Source organism: uncultured Brachyspira sp., from assembly GCF_944393015.1.
Classification (GTDB): domain Bacteria; phylum Spirochaetota; class Brachyspiria; order Brachyspirales; family Brachyspiraceae; genus Brachyspira.
This window is the reverse complement of record NZ_CALXYQ010000031.1, coordinates 1-15689: the sequence shown is the minus strand read 5'-3', so window position 1 is coordinate 15689 and position 15689 is coordinate 1. Positions and strand designations below refer to the sequence as shown.

15 protein-coding genes are annotated in these 15689 nt (G+C 27.6%); 11 read left to right on the top strand and 4 right to left on the bottom strand.

The annotated features are described in order from the left end of the window. Nucleotides 1-9 precede the first annotated feature (9 nt). A complete protein-coding gene (gene pgsA / locus Q0K19_RS10480; protein WP_297247725.1) occupies nucleotides 10-567 on the top strand; it encodes a CDP-diacylglycerol--glycerol-3-phosphate 3-phosphatidyltransferase in 558 nt (185 codons plus the stop codon). A gap of 65 nt (nucleotides 568-632) precedes the next feature. On the opposite strand, the gene Q0K19_RS10475 is transcribed toward pgsA, so the two are convergent. The 4 genes from Q0K19_RS10475 to galK form a co-directional block, all read right to left on the bottom strand. Next, the gene (locus tag Q0K19_RS10475) at nucleotides 633-1202 is read right to left on the bottom strand and encodes a hypothetical protein (protein ID WP_297247724.1); all 570 of its coding nucleotides are present in this window, start codon (nucleotides 1200-1202) and stop codon (nucleotides 633-635) included. A 126-nt stretch (nucleotides 1203-1328) separates the two neighbouring features. After that, nucleotides 1329-1898 carry a hypothetical protein gene (locus Q0K19_RS10470; protein WP_297247723.1) on the bottom strand — a complete coding sequence of 190 codons (570 nt, stop codon included), beginning with the start codon at nucleotides 1896-1898 and terminating at the stop codon, nucleotides 1329-1331. 139 nt (nucleotides 1899-2037) lie between these two features. Further along, nucleotides 2038-3142, bottom strand: a protein-coding gene (prfB, locus tag Q0K19_RS10465) for a peptide chain release factor 2 (RefSeq protein ID WP_270002780.1) whose coding sequence is annotated in 2 segments (ribosomal slippage) — nucleotides 2038-3069 and nucleotides 3071-3142 — 1104 coding nt in all. Because the reading frame shifts where the segments join, the coding sequence is not laid out codon by codon here. 685 nt (nucleotides 3143-3827) lie between these two features. Next, nucleotides 3828-5009 (bottom strand): galactokinase, encoded by a 1182-nt coding sequence (gene galK, locus Q0K19_RS10460; protein WP_297247722.1) that lies wholly within the window; start codon nucleotides 5007-5009, stop codon nucleotides 3828-3830. 221 nt (nucleotides 5010-5230) lie between these two features. Here galK and Q0K19_RS10455 point away from each other — a divergent pair, with 221 nt between their 5' ends. The 10 genes from Q0K19_RS10455 to fabG all read left to right on the top strand — a co-directional run bounded on the left by Q0K19_RS10455 (nucleotide 5231) and on the right by fabG (nucleotide 15511). Next, complete coding sequence (locus Q0K19_RS10455) at nucleotides 5231-6502, top strand: serine dehydratase subunit alpha family protein (RefSeq protein ID WP_297247721.1); 1272 nt, start codon at nucleotides 5231-5233, stop codon at nucleotides 6500-6502. A gap of 654 nt (nucleotides 6503-7156) precedes the next feature. Beyond that, complete coding sequence (locus tag Q0K19_RS10450; RefSeq protein ID WP_297247720.1) at nucleotides 7157-7999, top strand: hypothetical protein; 843 nt, start codon at nucleotides 7157-7159, stop codon at nucleotides 7997-7999. Further along, nucleotides 7959-8933: a tetratricopeptide repeat protein gene (locus tag Q0K19_RS10445; protein WP_297247719.1), complete on the top strand. Its 975-nt coding sequence runs from the start codon at nucleotides 7959-7961 to the stop codon at nucleotides 8931-8933. Before Q0K19_RS10450 ends, Q0K19_RS10445 begins: the two co-directional genes overlap by 41 nt. Before the next feature lie 64 nt (nucleotides 8934-8997). Continuing rightward, nucleotides 8998-9462 (top strand): DUF721 domain-containing protein, encoded by a 465-nt coding sequence (locus Q0K19_RS10440; protein WP_297247718.1) that lies wholly within the window; start codon nucleotides 8998-9000, stop codon nucleotides 9460-9462. Continuing rightward, the gene (locus Q0K19_RS10435) at nucleotides 9452-10330 is read left to right on the top strand and encodes a sigma-70 family RNA polymerase sigma factor (RefSeq protein ID WP_335845677.1); all 879 of its coding nucleotides are present in this window, start codon (nucleotides 9452-9454) and stop codon (nucleotides 10328-10330) included. The genes Q0K19_RS10440 and Q0K19_RS10435 overlap by 11 nt, the downstream gene beginning before the upstream one ends. A 1-nt stretch (nucleotide 10331) precedes the next feature. Continuing rightward, nucleotides 10332-10832 (top strand): hypothetical protein, encoded by a 501-nt coding sequence (locus tag Q0K19_RS10430; protein ID WP_297247716.1) that lies wholly within the window; start codon nucleotides 10332-10334, stop codon nucleotides 10830-10832. 375 nt (nucleotides 10833-11207) lie between these two features. Next, a complete protein-coding gene (locus tag Q0K19_RS10425) occupies nucleotides 11208-11762 on the top strand; it encodes a DNA-3-methyladenine glycosylase I (protein WP_297247715.1) in 555 nt (184 codons plus the stop codon). A 69-nt stretch (nucleotides 11763-11831) separates the two neighbouring features. Next, nucleotides 11832-13013 carry a cyclic nucleotide-binding domain-containing protein gene (locus Q0K19_RS10420; RefSeq protein WP_297247714.1) on the top strand — a complete coding sequence of 394 codons (1182 nt, stop codon included), beginning with the start codon at nucleotides 11832-11834 and terminating at the stop codon, nucleotides 13011-13013. A gap of 106 nt (nucleotides 13014-13119) precedes the next feature. Next, nucleotides 13120-14532 carry a phosphoglucosamine mutase gene (gene glmM, locus Q0K19_RS10415; protein WP_297247713.1) on the top strand — a complete coding sequence of 471 codons (1413 nt, stop codon included), beginning with the start codon at nucleotides 13120-13122 and terminating at the stop codon, nucleotides 14530-14532. Nucleotides 14533-14761: 229 nt separating this feature from the next. Further along, nucleotides 14762-15511, top strand: coding sequence for a 3-oxoacyl-[acyl-carrier-protein] reductase (gene fabG / locus Q0K19_RS10410; protein WP_297247712.1), 750 nt, complete (start codon nucleotides 14762-14764; stop codon nucleotides 15509-15511). Nucleotides 15512-15689 lie beyond the last annotated feature (178 nt).

Genomic DNA, 15689 nt, shown 5'->3' with positions numbered 1-15689 from the left:
AAGTAATTTATGAAACAGCAAATACCTAATTTACTAAGCATAAGCAGAATAGTTTTATCACCTCTAGTTATATTTCTTTACTTTTATAACTCTATTATAAGTGCAGTATTAGCATTAATATTTCTTATTATACTAGAAATAACAGATGCTTTAGACGGTGCTATGGCTAGAAAATTTAATCTTGTAAGTGATTTAGGAAAAGTTCTGGATCCTTTTGCTGATACGGTCTTTCATATAACAATGTTTACAATATTTCTTTATGAAGGTTCTATGCCTATATGGATGTATATAATTTCACTTTACAGAGATATGTTTTCAATGTTTATAAGAATATTAGGGGGACTCAGAGGCTTTGCTGTTGCTGCCAAATTCAGCGGTAAATTAAAAACTGCATCAAGAGCGGCTGCTGTAGTTATAATATTCCTTTTAAAAATATTGAAATATACAGAAATATCTCTTCCTTATGAGCAAATAACATATTATAGTTTATTAGTTGTTACAATAATAACTATATATTCATTCTTTGATTATATGCCTTTAATAACTGGAAAATCAAATAAAAAATAAGAAATAAATATATAAAAAATAAAAGGGTTATTCTTATATTAGAATAGCCCTTTTTAATTATGTTATTAGAACCAATATCTAAATCCGAAATCACCCGAGAACCTGAAGAATTTAGCAAAAGTCCAGCCTGTATGACTAGGGTACCAGCCGAAAGTTCCAAAACCATCACTGCCCACAGCTATAACATTAAGCCCTGGTGAAATCTGTAAAAATATTTCCCAATCTCTATCAACTATAAAAGAAACTCCTAAAGGAAGCCTAAAACCTAAACCCAAATTCCAATAATTATTTCCAAATTCTGCAATAGCTTCAGCTCCGGGACCAAAATAAAGCCAAGCATCAGAGTCGCCTGCCTTTCCTATTCGATATTTTAAGCCCCACCAATCAGCATTAGCACTAAGTCCGAACCAAGCCCAAACTTTAGTTGATATACCTATATTTAATATACCGCTAAACATCAATGGAAAATTATCAATCTTTCCTGTTACACCTAAAGAAGCCTGACTTGGAAAACTAAATCTCAAGAAAAATCCTGCAGCTGCACCATTAGGATAATCAGCATACAATTTAGACATAGAGAAAAAAGAAATGAAAATTATAAAACAAGCACTGTAAGTTATTACTCTTTTTAACATATAAACAAAACCTAATTATTACTTTATATAAATATAAAAAATAATATAAAAAAGTGAAAAAATTATAATAAAAATAAAGCTCCGCTAATAAAATAACGGAGCTATAAATATTCTAAATAAATAATATTAGAACCAGTATCTAAATCCGAATTGGAATGTTAGATGTAAGAAATGCTCAAGATACCAATGACTCTCATTACCGAAATGAAGTCCAAGTAAAGAGAAACCATTACCATCAGCATGTATAACATTCACAACAGGCGCAGGCTCTAAGAAAATTTCCCATTGCTTTTTGATTAAGAATGAGAAACCTATAGGCATTCTCAAACCAGCATTGATAGCCCATATACCATTTGAACCGAAAGCAAAATCAGCAGCAAGTCCTGGTCCTAAATAAAAATGAACATCAGATTCTCCTGCCTGACCCAAAGGTATTTTTAATCCCCACCAATCCATAGTAAGACCTACACCAAAATATTGATAACGGCTATCAAGTATATTAGCTACAGCCTGAACACCAAACATTAAAGGTACGCCATCAAATTGACCAACTAATGTTAAACCTTGGTTAGGATATCCAAAAAATAAAGAAGCTCCTATTGCAGCCCCATCAGAGTAAGCAGCAGAAGCTTTCTTAGGAACAGCAACAACTAAAATGGCAATCATAAGAGATACAAGTGTAATCTTTTTTAACATAATATTCTCCATTTTCTTATTTATTTTACAATATACTATTTATATAAAAATGTCAATAAGTAACATAATATTATTAATAATTTCCATTTATTTGAATACAATTAAAATTACATTAAATATAGAATACTATATTGCCAGTTTATTTTTTTATTTGCTGTTTAAGATAAGCAGATATAAATTCATCTATATTCCCATCCATTACAGAGTTCATATTTCCGCTCTCGCATCCTGTTCTTAAATCTTTTACCATCTGATAAGGCTGGAATACATAACTTCTAATCTGATTGCCCCAAGCTATATCTGTTTTCTCTCCCGCTATTTTCTGCTTTTCTTTATCCAATTTCTCTTTTTCTAATTGATAAAGTTTCGCCTTTAACATTTTCATAGCCATATCTTTATTGTTATGCTGGCTTCTTTCTGCCTGGCATTGAACAACTATATTAGTTGGTATATGAGTTATTCTGATAGCTGATGAAGTTTTATTAACGTGCTGTCCGCCTGCTCCTGAAGCTCTGTAAGTATCTATTCTTAAGTCTGCAGGGTTTATTTCTATTTCAATATCTTCATCTATATCAGGCATAACACTAACAGCAACAAATGAAGTATGTCTTTTAGCATTAGCATCGAAAGGAGATATTCTTACAAGTCTATGAACACCTATTTCTGAACGTAAATATCCATAAGCATAAAGCCCCTGAACATAAAAACTTATCTGTTTTATTCCTGCTTCATCACCTGGAAGTTCATCTGTGGTTTCAACTGTAAAGCCGTGTCTTTCACAGAATCTTACATACATTCTTGAAAGCATAGAAGCCCAATCGCAGCTTTCTGTACCGCCTGCTCCTGCATTCAAAGTTAAATATGCATTCTTACTATCAAATTCACCTGAAAATAAATTCTTTGTTTCCAATTCCTCAAAAACTTTCTGCAATTCTAAGCATTCAGTTTCTAATTCTTTTTCCATTTCAGAATCATTTGACTCTATAGCCATTTCAACCAATTCATATATATTATTAGAATTTTTTATCAAATTTTCAACAGGCTCTATCTTATCAAGAAGAAGCATTCTCTCCTTCATAAGTTTCTGAGCTGCTATATTATCATTCCAAAAATCATCTTTAGCCGATATTTCGTCTATCTCTTTAACCCTCTTATAAATAGAATCCGGGTCAAAGATACCCCCTTAATATTTCTGATTGTTCTTTAATATTAGATACTATACCTTTAATTTCTGATAATGTCATAAAACGTTCCTATTATTTTACGATATAAACTCGCTGACAGTAGATTATAACTAAAGTTATAATCTGCTCGTTTATATCTTGGTTATTGTTACGATATAAACTCGCTGACAGTAGATTATAACTAAACCTAAAACATGCTTATTTATATCTGGTTACTATTATAATATAAACTCGCTGACAGTAGATTATAACTAAAGTTATAATCTGCTCGTTTATATCTTGGGTTATTGTTACGATATAAACTCGCCTACTATAGATTATAACTAAACCTAAAACATGCTTGTTTATATCTGGTTACTATTATAATATAAACTCACCGACTATAAACTATAACTAAAATTATAATCTGCTCGTTTATATCTTGGGTTATTGTTACAATATAAACTCGCTGACAGTAGATTATAACTAAAGTTATAATCTGCTCGTTTATATCTTGGGTTATTGCTATGATATAAACTCGCTAACAATAGATTATAACTAAATCTAAAAAATGCTTGTTTATATCTTGGGTTATTGCTACAATATAAACTCGCCTACTATAGATTATAACTAAACCTAAAACATGCTAGTTTATATCTTGGGTTATCATTACAATACAAACTAGCTTAAATATAAGCTAGTTCTTGTAATGAATTGCACCAAAAACACAATTATTTTTTATCTATAATAAAATTTTTATTAAAAATTATTCTTCTGTAGGCAGAATTCTAGTACCGCTGGATAATTTTAATATATAAACATCAGCATCTCTTCTAGTTCTTTCTTTATAATGAGTGTATAAATTTTCTATAACATTTTCAACTTCAGTTTTCTTAAGGAATAATAAAACTCCTCCTCCGAAACCAGTTCCTATCATTCTAGCACCCAAAACTCCATCCATATTCATAGCTTCTTCAACTAAAATATCCAATTCTGCAGTAGAAACCTCATATAATTTACTTAAACCATCATGAGTTTTAAGTATCAAATTAGCCAAGTCCTTAACAGAACCTTTTTTAATAGCTTTAACTGCCTGATTTACTCTATCCTGCTCAGCAGAAACATATAAAGCTCTTCTTTGTTCTTTATTTTGTAAAGTTTCTTTAATAAAATCAGCATCTTTGACTTTCAAATCAGATAAAGATTTTAAAGAACTTTTCTTTTCTTTAAGTTTCTTCAATGCATTTTCACATTCTCTTTTTCTAGCATTATATTCACTGTCGCTGGAAGTTCTTTTCTTATTACTATTAACAACAGCCATACAGTAATCACCTAAATTGAAATCAAAATATTCATATTTAAGTGTTTTCATATTAAAGAAAAATAATGTATTTTCTTTAGCTAAGAATATAGTAACATGATCACTTAAAGATGTTCTATGAGATGCATACTTTATTTCACCTTCATAAGATAATTTTGCCATTTCAATAGGTTCTACATCTTTAATATTATTTATGTCCAAAGCGGCAAAAGTCAAACAAGCACATAATGAACTAGATGAAGCCAAAGATGTATTAAAAGGTAAATCAGTATAGACAAATATATCCATACCATGTATTTTGTACCCTTTTTCCAAAAGTACAGAAAAAACACCTTTGAAATAAATAGCCCATTCATCTTCCTTATTCTTTTCTAAATCATCTAATGTAAATGACTTTCTAGCTTTAAAAGAATGAGCATATATATTAACTTTATTATCAGGTCTTTTTCTAGCTACTATATATGTTCCTCTATCTATAGCAGAAGTTATAGTATCTCCGTCTGAATAATCTATAAGCTCTCCTATAACTGTAACTCTTCCCGGAGCAAAATAAAGTTTTGTATCACCTTTATGTCCGAAAACCTCTCTAAATCTTGCTACTATTTTTAAATGTAATCTAGGTATCATACTAAATCTCTCAAAAATTATCTGTTATTAAATATCATAAAATAAAAAAAATCAATAGTATAAATACAGTTATTGTAAAAAAATATTATTTTATATTAAACTATACAAACTATAAATCGTAAATTTTTTTGAAAACTAAAATAAATAATTGTTAAAATCATTGATTTTGATAAAAAACAATAATATAATGTACCAATATAAATACAGTAGGATATAATTCTATGGATAAAACTTTATACAGTAATTACATAAATATATTAAAAGAAGAATTAATACCAGCTTTAGGATGTACAGAACCTATAGCAATAGCTTTTGCCGGTGCTAAAATCAGAGAAATAATAGAAAATATGCCGGAACATATTACTGTCAAATGCAGTGGTAATATAATAAAAAATGTAAAAGGTGTAACTGTACCCAATTCAGGAGGTTTAAAAGGAATAGATACTGCAGCTATTTTAGGCTTGGTGGGAGGAGATGCCAGTAAAAATCTTGAAGTATTATCCACTATAAAGCAAGAAGATATAAATAAAACTAAAGAACTTTTAAATAATAAAGAATTTTGTACTTGCGAATTAATAGAAGGCGATGAAAATTTACATATCATAATAGAAGCAAAATATAAAGATACAAATGCTTTAGTAGAAATAAAAAACGCTCATACAAATATTACAAGAATCAATAAAAATGGCGAAGAATTATTAAATTCTGACAATTCTTCAAATAAAAAAGAAGAAGATCCAAGAGAAACATTAAGCATAAAAGAAATACTCAATTTTGCCAATGAAGTTAATATAGATGATATTAAAGATATTATAAAAAGACAAATAGAACTTAATTACAGTATAGCAGAAGAAGGTTTAAAAAATGATTATGGCTCTAGCGTAGGTAAAACATTGATGAAATATTATGGAGATGATATAAGAAACATAGCTAAGGCTTACGCTTCAGCAGGCTCTGATGCTAGAATGGGAGGCTGTTCTATGCCGGTAGTTACTAATTCAGGAAGCGGCAATCAAGGTATAACAGTATCTATTCCTGTTATAAAATATGCTGAAGAAATGAAAGTATCCGAAGAAAAACTTTACAGAGCTTTGGTGCTTTCCAATTTAATAGCTATACTGCAAAAGAAACATATAGGTAAATTATCAGCATTCTGCGGGGTTGTATGTGCTGCTACAGGTTCTGCATCAGCAATAGCATATTTACATGACTGTGATTATAAAATTATTTGCGACACTATTACAAATGCTTTATGTACTATAGGCGGTATGGTTTGCGATGGTGCTAAGTCATCATGTGCTTCAAAGATTGCAGAAGCTATTGACTGCGGTATATTAGCTTTTAATTTGGCAAGAGACGGAAAAGTATTTAAAGCCGGAGATGGACTTGTAAAAAATGATATAGAAGCTACCATTGACAGCATAGGAAGAATGGCTAAAGATGGTATGAAAAGTACAGATGTAGAAATACTTAATATTATGATAGATAAGTAATATTATATATTCAGGCTTTATAGCGAAAAAAATTTTGTTTCTACAATATTTTTATGCCCTTTTAAAAATGCAATTTTAAAGTATATATCAATATCCAGTGCACATAAAAATCCTTTTTTTATCAAAGCTGGTATGGTATTAATCATAATACCTGAATAATATACTTTTATATTCAATTTTACTTGATGCTCTTCTTTGGCACATAGATAATAATTTTTTGTAATCTGCCCTCCCCTATTTTATCACTAGACTTTACACACTCTTTATATAAAGAAATATAAATATCATTCAATTCGATATCCATAAAAAATTATTTTTAACTCTTAAAAATATTTCTAAATTCACTCATTTAAAATCTATATTCTTAAATTTTATTTCATCAATAGAAAAAGATGCCTCAAACATAAATATACCTTACAAAACAATAATACTCACTAAAACATAATATATACTTACTAAATTATCAATATAAAAACATATTTATATATGACAAGCTAAAATAAGTATAATATACATAATATTTTTTATACTAGATTTATTTTAAAAAAATTGTATAATTTATTATCTGGATTTTTCGATATATTATGATAACAGATAATTTGTAATCGTTTTTTACATAATGAACAAATATTTTTTCATAATGGGGGTTTTTTAATGGCTAGTTTAAGCGATAAAGAAATTAATGCAACTTTAACAAAAATAAGATCTGAATATGAACAAGGTGCTGAAAAATACGGAAGCAAAATATATAATGTAAATAGTTTTAATGATAGATACAGAGAAGCATTACAAAACAGACAAGATTTATCAAATTTTTTAATAGTTGAAATAAAAATTCTAGAAGATATAAAAACTACTTTAAGAGATAGAGAATTAGAAAGACAAAGAAAAAAAGCTGAAGAAGAAAAGGCTAAAGAAAATTCTTTTATGAGTAAAGTAGATAATATGATAGAGAAATTCAAAAGTGCCACAGAAAAATATCCTTTGGAAGATATGCATCCTAAAGCAGATCAAGAAATTTGCCATTTATACGGTGCTTTCAAAGAATTGTACAATTGTTTTTCTGTTATCAGATTCTTTTCATGCGGACCTGCAAGCGATTATGTAGTAGAAACTGCTGTAAAAGATTATGATAATCAATTCCAGAAATTCATAATTCCTGTTGGTGAAAGCAAAGTGCCTCAGATATTTTCTGACTATGTTTTCGCTTTAGATAATGGAGATAACTCAAGCAGAGCAGAACAATTCATACTTAAAGAATCAGGATTTTTCTTGCATGCATTCATTGAAAAAATGACTAATATAAAACAGCTAGCACTTAAAGCAAGCAGCGATGGAGAAATAGTTCTTCCTGATTATTTAAATGTACAATCTCCTAGAGTATATAAATTCTTCAAAGGAAAAACTAAAGAAGAAATGTACGATGCTACTATAGCTTATGCTAATGCCATGATAAATGATTTCAGGCTGCAAAGTTTCAAAAAAGATGCACGTTAATAAGATAATTCTTATACTTTGTTCTTTAATTGCATTATCATTGTATTCTCAGACAAATGATGCTTTCAAATATGATAGGAAAAATTTATCTAATGCATACAGATATTATAATGCAAAAAATTATAAAAAAGCTGCTGAATTATTTGAATATGAAATAGAATATTCCCCCATTCTTAAAATAGAATATTTTGAAAATTTAGCTAATTCTTATATGAACCTGAAAGATTATACTAATATGCTTAGAGCAGCCAGAAACGGTATAATAGTAAATAGCTTTTCTCCTAAACTGCATTTCCAAAAAGGATATGCTCTTTACAAATTAGGAGATACAAATAAAGCTATAGATTCAATAAGATATTCTATAAGTTTAAAGCCTAATGATGCCTATATGAATAATTTTCTTGGGCTTTTATATTTATATGTAGAAGATTATAAACAGGCTGAATCATCATTTTTAAAAGCTACTGTTTACAGTCCGAATAATGTAGTATATATGGTGAATCTTGCCGCTACTTATGAAAGAGATAAAAATTTCAGTTCCGCACTTAATACTTATGAGGAAGCATATAAAATTAATCCAAATTATAGAGGATTAAAAGACTCTATAGATAGAAATAAAAATATATTAGCTAGAATATCAGGAAACACAAATATAGCCGTTGAAGATAAACCTAAAATAAATACAAATCCAATAACTTATGATGAAGATGTAGAAGCTAAGCCAATAGAAATAGACATAATGGAATCAGCAACAAATACTTTAGCAACAAACAATATCATAAATACAAATACTATAATAACAAATGATTTTATAAATACTAATAATAATATGATAAACACAAATAACATTATAACAAATACAACAATAAGCAATACTACTACAGAAACAAATATTACAGTTTATCAAACAAATACACAACAAAATGCTAATTAAATTATAATTAAATATATTGATTATATAAAAAATTATTGTATTATTATATTATGGGGATTTATAAATGCATACTATAAAAAATACATTGGAAGAATATTCAGATAGAAAGCTATATCAAAATATAAATCTAGCAAATTATATCAAAATATCTCAAAAATGGGATGATATTATGGGAGAAGTTCTTTCAAAAATATGCTATCCTTCATTTTATAGAAATGCTGTTCTTACTGTAACCATAACAGACAGTGTATGGGCTAATGAAATATTTATGAATAGGAATAATATATTCAAAAATATAAAGAAAGAAACTAATATAGAAGTAGTAGAATTAAAAACAAGAATCGGTGAAGTCAATAATAATAGAAAAATAGAAAATACTAATAACCAAAATATTAAAGAAGAAAAAGAATTAACAAAAGAACATAAGGAATGGATAGAGAATACTATAAAAGAATCAGGCATAAAAGATGAAAGAATGAAAGAAATATTTGCCAATATATTAAAATACGAGGATAATGATGATAGATGATGTATTTATAAAAAAGCTGATTCTCGAATATAAAGCCACCAGAAGCATTGAGGCTTTAAAAGAAATTAATGAACATTTATCTAATTATATTTATAATTATCCTAGAAAAGTTTTCGGTGTGTTTCATGATGAAGCTTTAGAATTCTACTCATATTATATAGAAAGAATAGATAATATAATAATAAAATATAATGAAACAGATGCTAAATTTATCACTTGGTTTACATATACATTAAGAAGTCATTATTTAAATTTCTTAGATCATAAAAAAAGAAAAGATAAATATAAAAAACAGGAAATATCAATAGATGCCCCATTATGCGGTAAAGAAGCATTAACTTTGCATGATGTGCTTTATGACAGCAAATCCTATGTTATGAATGAATATACTAATAACTATAATGAAAGCAATATAGAAAAACTTTCACTCAATATGTTCAATTATATAGAAAAAGAATTCACAGATAGAGATTCAATAGCATTCTTTATACATAATTTAGAATTATTTATAAATCTTATAATACAGCCATTAATGGAATATTTTAATATTAATTATGAAGAAGCATATTCAATAATAGAAAAAGCAAGAGCAACATATATAAAAAAATATAATGAAATAATAAAACAGCAGGATAAAATAGCAAAGATAAATGCACAAATAGAAATTAATAATAAAAGAGGACTTTTCACAGTGCATTTAGCAAGCAAAAAACAAAATTATATTAAGAAGCTGCATTCTATAAAAATAAATGTTCCTTATGAGTTTATAGCAAAACTTTTAAATATTACAAACAATGCAGTTACAAAGATTATAAACAAAATAAAAGCTAGTTTAAAAGAACATTTTAATAATTTATCGGATTTATAATATGAGCAAATATAATTATACAGAAGAAGAAATTATAAACTATGTTAATGGCATTAAAGTATCTGATGACTTTTTAGAAGAGTTGGAATCGAATGCTGATTTGCAAAGAGAAGTAAGTTCTCTTAAAAACGATTTATTTCTTATGGAAAATATAGAAGATTCTAATATGCTTAAAGAATCTAAAATAAAACCAATCATCAATATAAAAGACAGTATAATCGATTATATGCTTTATTTCAGTAAATTAACTCCATTAGCTTCAAGAGGAGAAGAAGATAATAAAATCAAAGATATTTATGTTTATAAAAATATAGAAATATATAAAAGCGATAATCAATACTATATAAATATCAGTAACATAAAGAATTGGTGCGTAATAGAATACAATGGAGAAAAAATAGTTAATATATTTGGACAAAGAGATAATTATTCTTCAGAATTAAAAAAAGGTAATTATAATATAAAAGCTGATAATGATGAAGTGTCGATAAATATAGAATAAATTTAATATATACCTAAACAACTATACTTTGTCAAAAAATAAAGTTATATTTTGTTTTTAATATCTGGGGCTTTGCCCCATACCCCAGTTCTTTTATTGGTATAAGGCACAGCCCGCCTTCGGCGAGAACCAAAACAACTGCATTTTTAGTCCAAATTTAGGTTACACCCTACATTTAATACATATATTTTTAATATAAAGTTCTAACAATTGCGTTTTTCGCATAGCGTATCCGAAGGATAAAAACTTTGACGAAGTCCGCAGAGCGTGTGCGGCAAAAAAGTAGATACAATTTACATAAAGTGCATCAATTGACAAAATATAATTGTTTAGGTATATTACCAAATATATTACATATAGGAAATATTTTTAATTATGTCAGAAATATGCAAATGGGCTAAAAGCGAAATAGAAATTAAATATCATAATGAAGAATGGTGCAAAATATGCCATGATGAAAGAAAATTATTTGAAATGCTTATACTTGAAAATATGCAGGCAGGATTAAGTTGGAAATGCATACTTGATAAAAGAGAAAATATGAGAGAGGCATTCGATAATTTTGATTATAAAAAAATATCCCAATATGATGATAAAAAAATAAATGAACTTTTAAATAATAAAGGAATAATAAGAAATAAAAGAAAAATAAATGCTCTAATAGTAAATGCTAATAAATTTATAGAAGTACAAAAAGAGTTCGGCACTTTTGATAAATATATTTGGTCTTTTACCGATGGAAAACAAATAGATAATAAATTAGATGATGAAAGCCCTCTTCCAGCAAGAAATGAATTATCCGATACTATAAGCAAAGATTTGATAAAAAGAGGATTTAAATTCACAGGAAGCATAATAATTTATAGTTATATGCAGGCTATAGGAATTGTAAATGATCATTCGATTAATTGCAGTTATCATAACAAATAAGAAATATTAATTACAATATTGACTAATAATGTAAAAAAAGCTAGAATAAAGCATTATTTGGGTAAAATTATGAATAAATACAATATTTTAAATTTTAAAAAATCATCTATAATTTTTATAAAGAATCAAAGTCCTAAAAATTCTTTTTATATCATAACTAAAGGCAAAGCCATATCTTACGGAACTTTAGACTATAATATAGAATTTAATAAAGGAGACATATTAGGATTAATAAATGTTGTACTTAATGAACCTTATTTCTATAATATTAAAGCATTAGAGGATATGGAAGTTATAGAATTAAATTTAGATGAAATAATTAATACAAAAAATAGAGATTTAACAATAAAAATATATGAATATTTAAATTCTTCATTAGAAACATGGCTTGGAAGATATTATTTACTTATATCAGAAAGCAAAGAAATAATAAAAGGAAAAACAAAAGAAGAAATTCTTAACATGGCCCATGTTTATAGTAAAAATGGTTTTGATCATGCCGCTTATAAATTGTATAATGAGTATATAAAAAGATTTCCAAATGATAAAGAAAATATTAATGATGTAAAAAATAAACTATCTAATATAGAACCTATTGAAGAACCATTATCAAAAAAAGACAATGTATTTCATTATAAGAAAGGATACTGTTTATATACAGAATTAGGAGGAAGCGATAAATTATATATAATAAAATCAGGCAAAATAGGTATATATAATGTTGTAAACTTGCATCAAATTACAAGAAGCATATACTCTAAAAATAGCATAATAGATGGGTATAATCCTGCTTTGGAATATCAGCCTTTATCTACATCTGCCATTATACTTGAAGATTCTGTACTAAAAGTTTTAAAAAAAGAAGAGTTACTTAATATAATAGAAAATGATAATTCTATCAAACTTTATTATATAAGAATGCTAAGCATAAAGATCAGAAACACAATATTAAAAATCATAGCACTTAATACAGATGATATGCTAGCTAAACTATTAATAACATTATATTATATTGTGAAAACTGAAACATTGCCTAATAATATTGATTCTATAAACCTTCCATATAAAGTAAATGATATAAAAACTATGCTTAATATAAAAAATGAAGACACTCTAAAAAGAGAATTAAATAAAATAAGAGCAATATCAATATCTAAAGATAATTATATAAATATAACGGATATACGAAGCTTTATGGCAGAGTATAAAAACGCTATTAATAGAGTAACCAATATGAATCATCATGCATAAAAATAATTGAAAATTATTATAGTATTGTTAAAATATAAACAATAATATTTTACTTTTTGTATATTTATAATTTTTATAATTAAAGAATATATTTCAGGAGTTTTAAATGCCTACTTTAAAAACAAGTATATCAGGAATCAGAGGAATAATAGGAGACGGTTTAGATATAAGAGCCGTAGTAGATTATACAGCAGCATTTGCATGTCTTTTTCCAAAGAAAGCAAAAGTTTTAGTAGCAAGAGACACAAGGATAACAGGAGAATCTATATTGAATGCCGTTGTAGCAACATTAACTGCATCAGGTATAAATGTAATAGATATAGGTATAACTCCTACGCCTACAGCATTATATATGGTAGAAAAGCTTAAAATTCATGGCGGTATAATGATATCTGCAAGCCATAACCCTATAGAATGGAATGCATTAAAACTTATAGGAAAAGGCGGACATTTCTTGGATGAAAAATCAGTTAATGAACTTATGAAACTTTATGATAAAAAAGCGTCAAGATTCGTTAAAGCATTAGAAACAGGTACTTATGAAAAAATAGATAATGCTATAGAAGAACATATTAAAAGAATATTAAGATGGATAGATGTAGAAAAAATAAAAAAAGCTAATTTCAAAGTGGCATGCGATTATGTTAACGGTACAGGTTTATTTGCTACTCCTCCACTACTTAAAGCATTAGGAGTAAAAGAAGTATCTATAAATAATCAGCATACTGGAAAATTCGCACATGTTGCTGAACCATCTGCTGCAAGTATGAAAAGTTTATCTGATTTAGTTAAAAAGAATAAAGTTAATATAGGATTCACTCAAGACCCTGATGCTGACAGACTCGCATTAGTTCTTGATGACGGTACTATCATAAGCGAAGAATATACTTTGGCTTTATGTGCTAAATATTTATGGCTAGTTGGTAAAGGAAATGCGGCTGTAAACCTATCTACTTCAAGAATGATAGATGATTTAGCTAAAGAAAAAGGGTACTCAATTGATCGTACAAAAATAGGAGAAATAAATGTTTCTTCTCATGTTGTAAAAAATAAATTATACTTCGGAGGAGAAGGAAATGGAGGAATAATAGTTCCTGCTGTTACTCCGGGAAGAGATTCTCTTTTGGGTATAGCTTTAATATTGGAATTAATGGCTAAAACAGGAAAAACTATAACAGAACTTGTAAATGAAATACCAAAATATGAAATTGTTAAAGAAAAATTGGAAGTATCCAAAATAGACGAAGATAAATTCTTAAAACAAGTTAAAGAAGAGTACCCTAAAGCCAAAATAACAACTATTGATGGAATAAAAATAGATTTAGAAGAAGGCTGGCTTCATGTACGCTCATCAAATACAGAGCCTATAGTAAGAATCATTGCTGAGGCTAAAAGCAAAAAAGAGGCTAAAGACTTAATTACTGCAGCTATGAATATGATAAAAGGAATAAAAAGCCCTGCCAAGCCTGCTAAAGAAACTAAACCAAAAAAAGAAGCAGTTAAAAAAACTAAAAAGTAAACATAATTAATCAAGAAAAATAAAAAACTCTGGAAAATTATCATTCCGGAGTTTTTTATAAACAAAAATCACATATACTTCGACTTTTAAACCAAAAAAGTCGAAAATTTTAAAATGATATTTTTAGCTTGACAAATTCAATATATTTTGTTTTAATATAATATATATTTAACTAATAAAAATTTTTTTTGTTTATTTATATATCTTTACATATTCAAAAAGGGTAAATATGGACTTAAATCTTAAAAATAAAACAGCTATAGTAACAGGTTCAAGCAGAGGAATAGGTAAAAAAATAGCAGAAACTCTAGCAAAAGAAGGAGTTAATGTTGTAATCACTGCTACAAACTTTGAAAAAGCCTCTCAAGCAGCTGAAGAAATAAAATCAACTTTCAATGTAGAAACTTTAGCAATTCAACATGATGCAAAATCAAGTGAATCTTGTAAGGAAGTAGTTGCTAAAACTATAGAAAAATTCGGCTCTATTGATATACTTGTAAATAATGCAGGTATTACTAAAGATATGTTAGTACTTCAAATGGAAGATAATGCTTGGAATGATGTAATATCAACAAATCTTTCAGGTACTTTCTATATGTCAAGAGAAGCAGCTAAAAATATGCTTAGAGCAAGAAAAGGTAAAATAATCAATATATCCAGCGTTATAGGAAAAATGGGAAATGCAGGACAGGCTAATTATGCTGCTGCTAAGGCTGGTATCATAGGAATGACAAAATCTATGGCTAAAGAATTTGCCCCTAGAAATATATGTGTAAATGCAGTAGCTCCAGGATTCATACAAACAGATATGACAGGAGTCTTGCCTGAAGACACTGTAAAAGGAATTATGAGCATTACACCGTTAAAAAGATTAGGAACACCTGAAGATGTATCTAATTTGGTATTATTCTTAGCTTCTGATATGAGCAATTATATCACAGGAGAAGTAATAGCAGTTGACGGCGGAATGTCAATGTAATTAATTATATAATTAAAAGCATATAATGTGTTTAAAAGCACTTTATTAATAATAAACAATAAATTTAAGGAGAATTAAAAATGGCATTAATCGATGAAATTAAAGATGTTGTTGCTAATCAATTAAACATCTCAGACAAAAGTAAAATCACAGATACAGCTTCTTTCGTAGATGATTT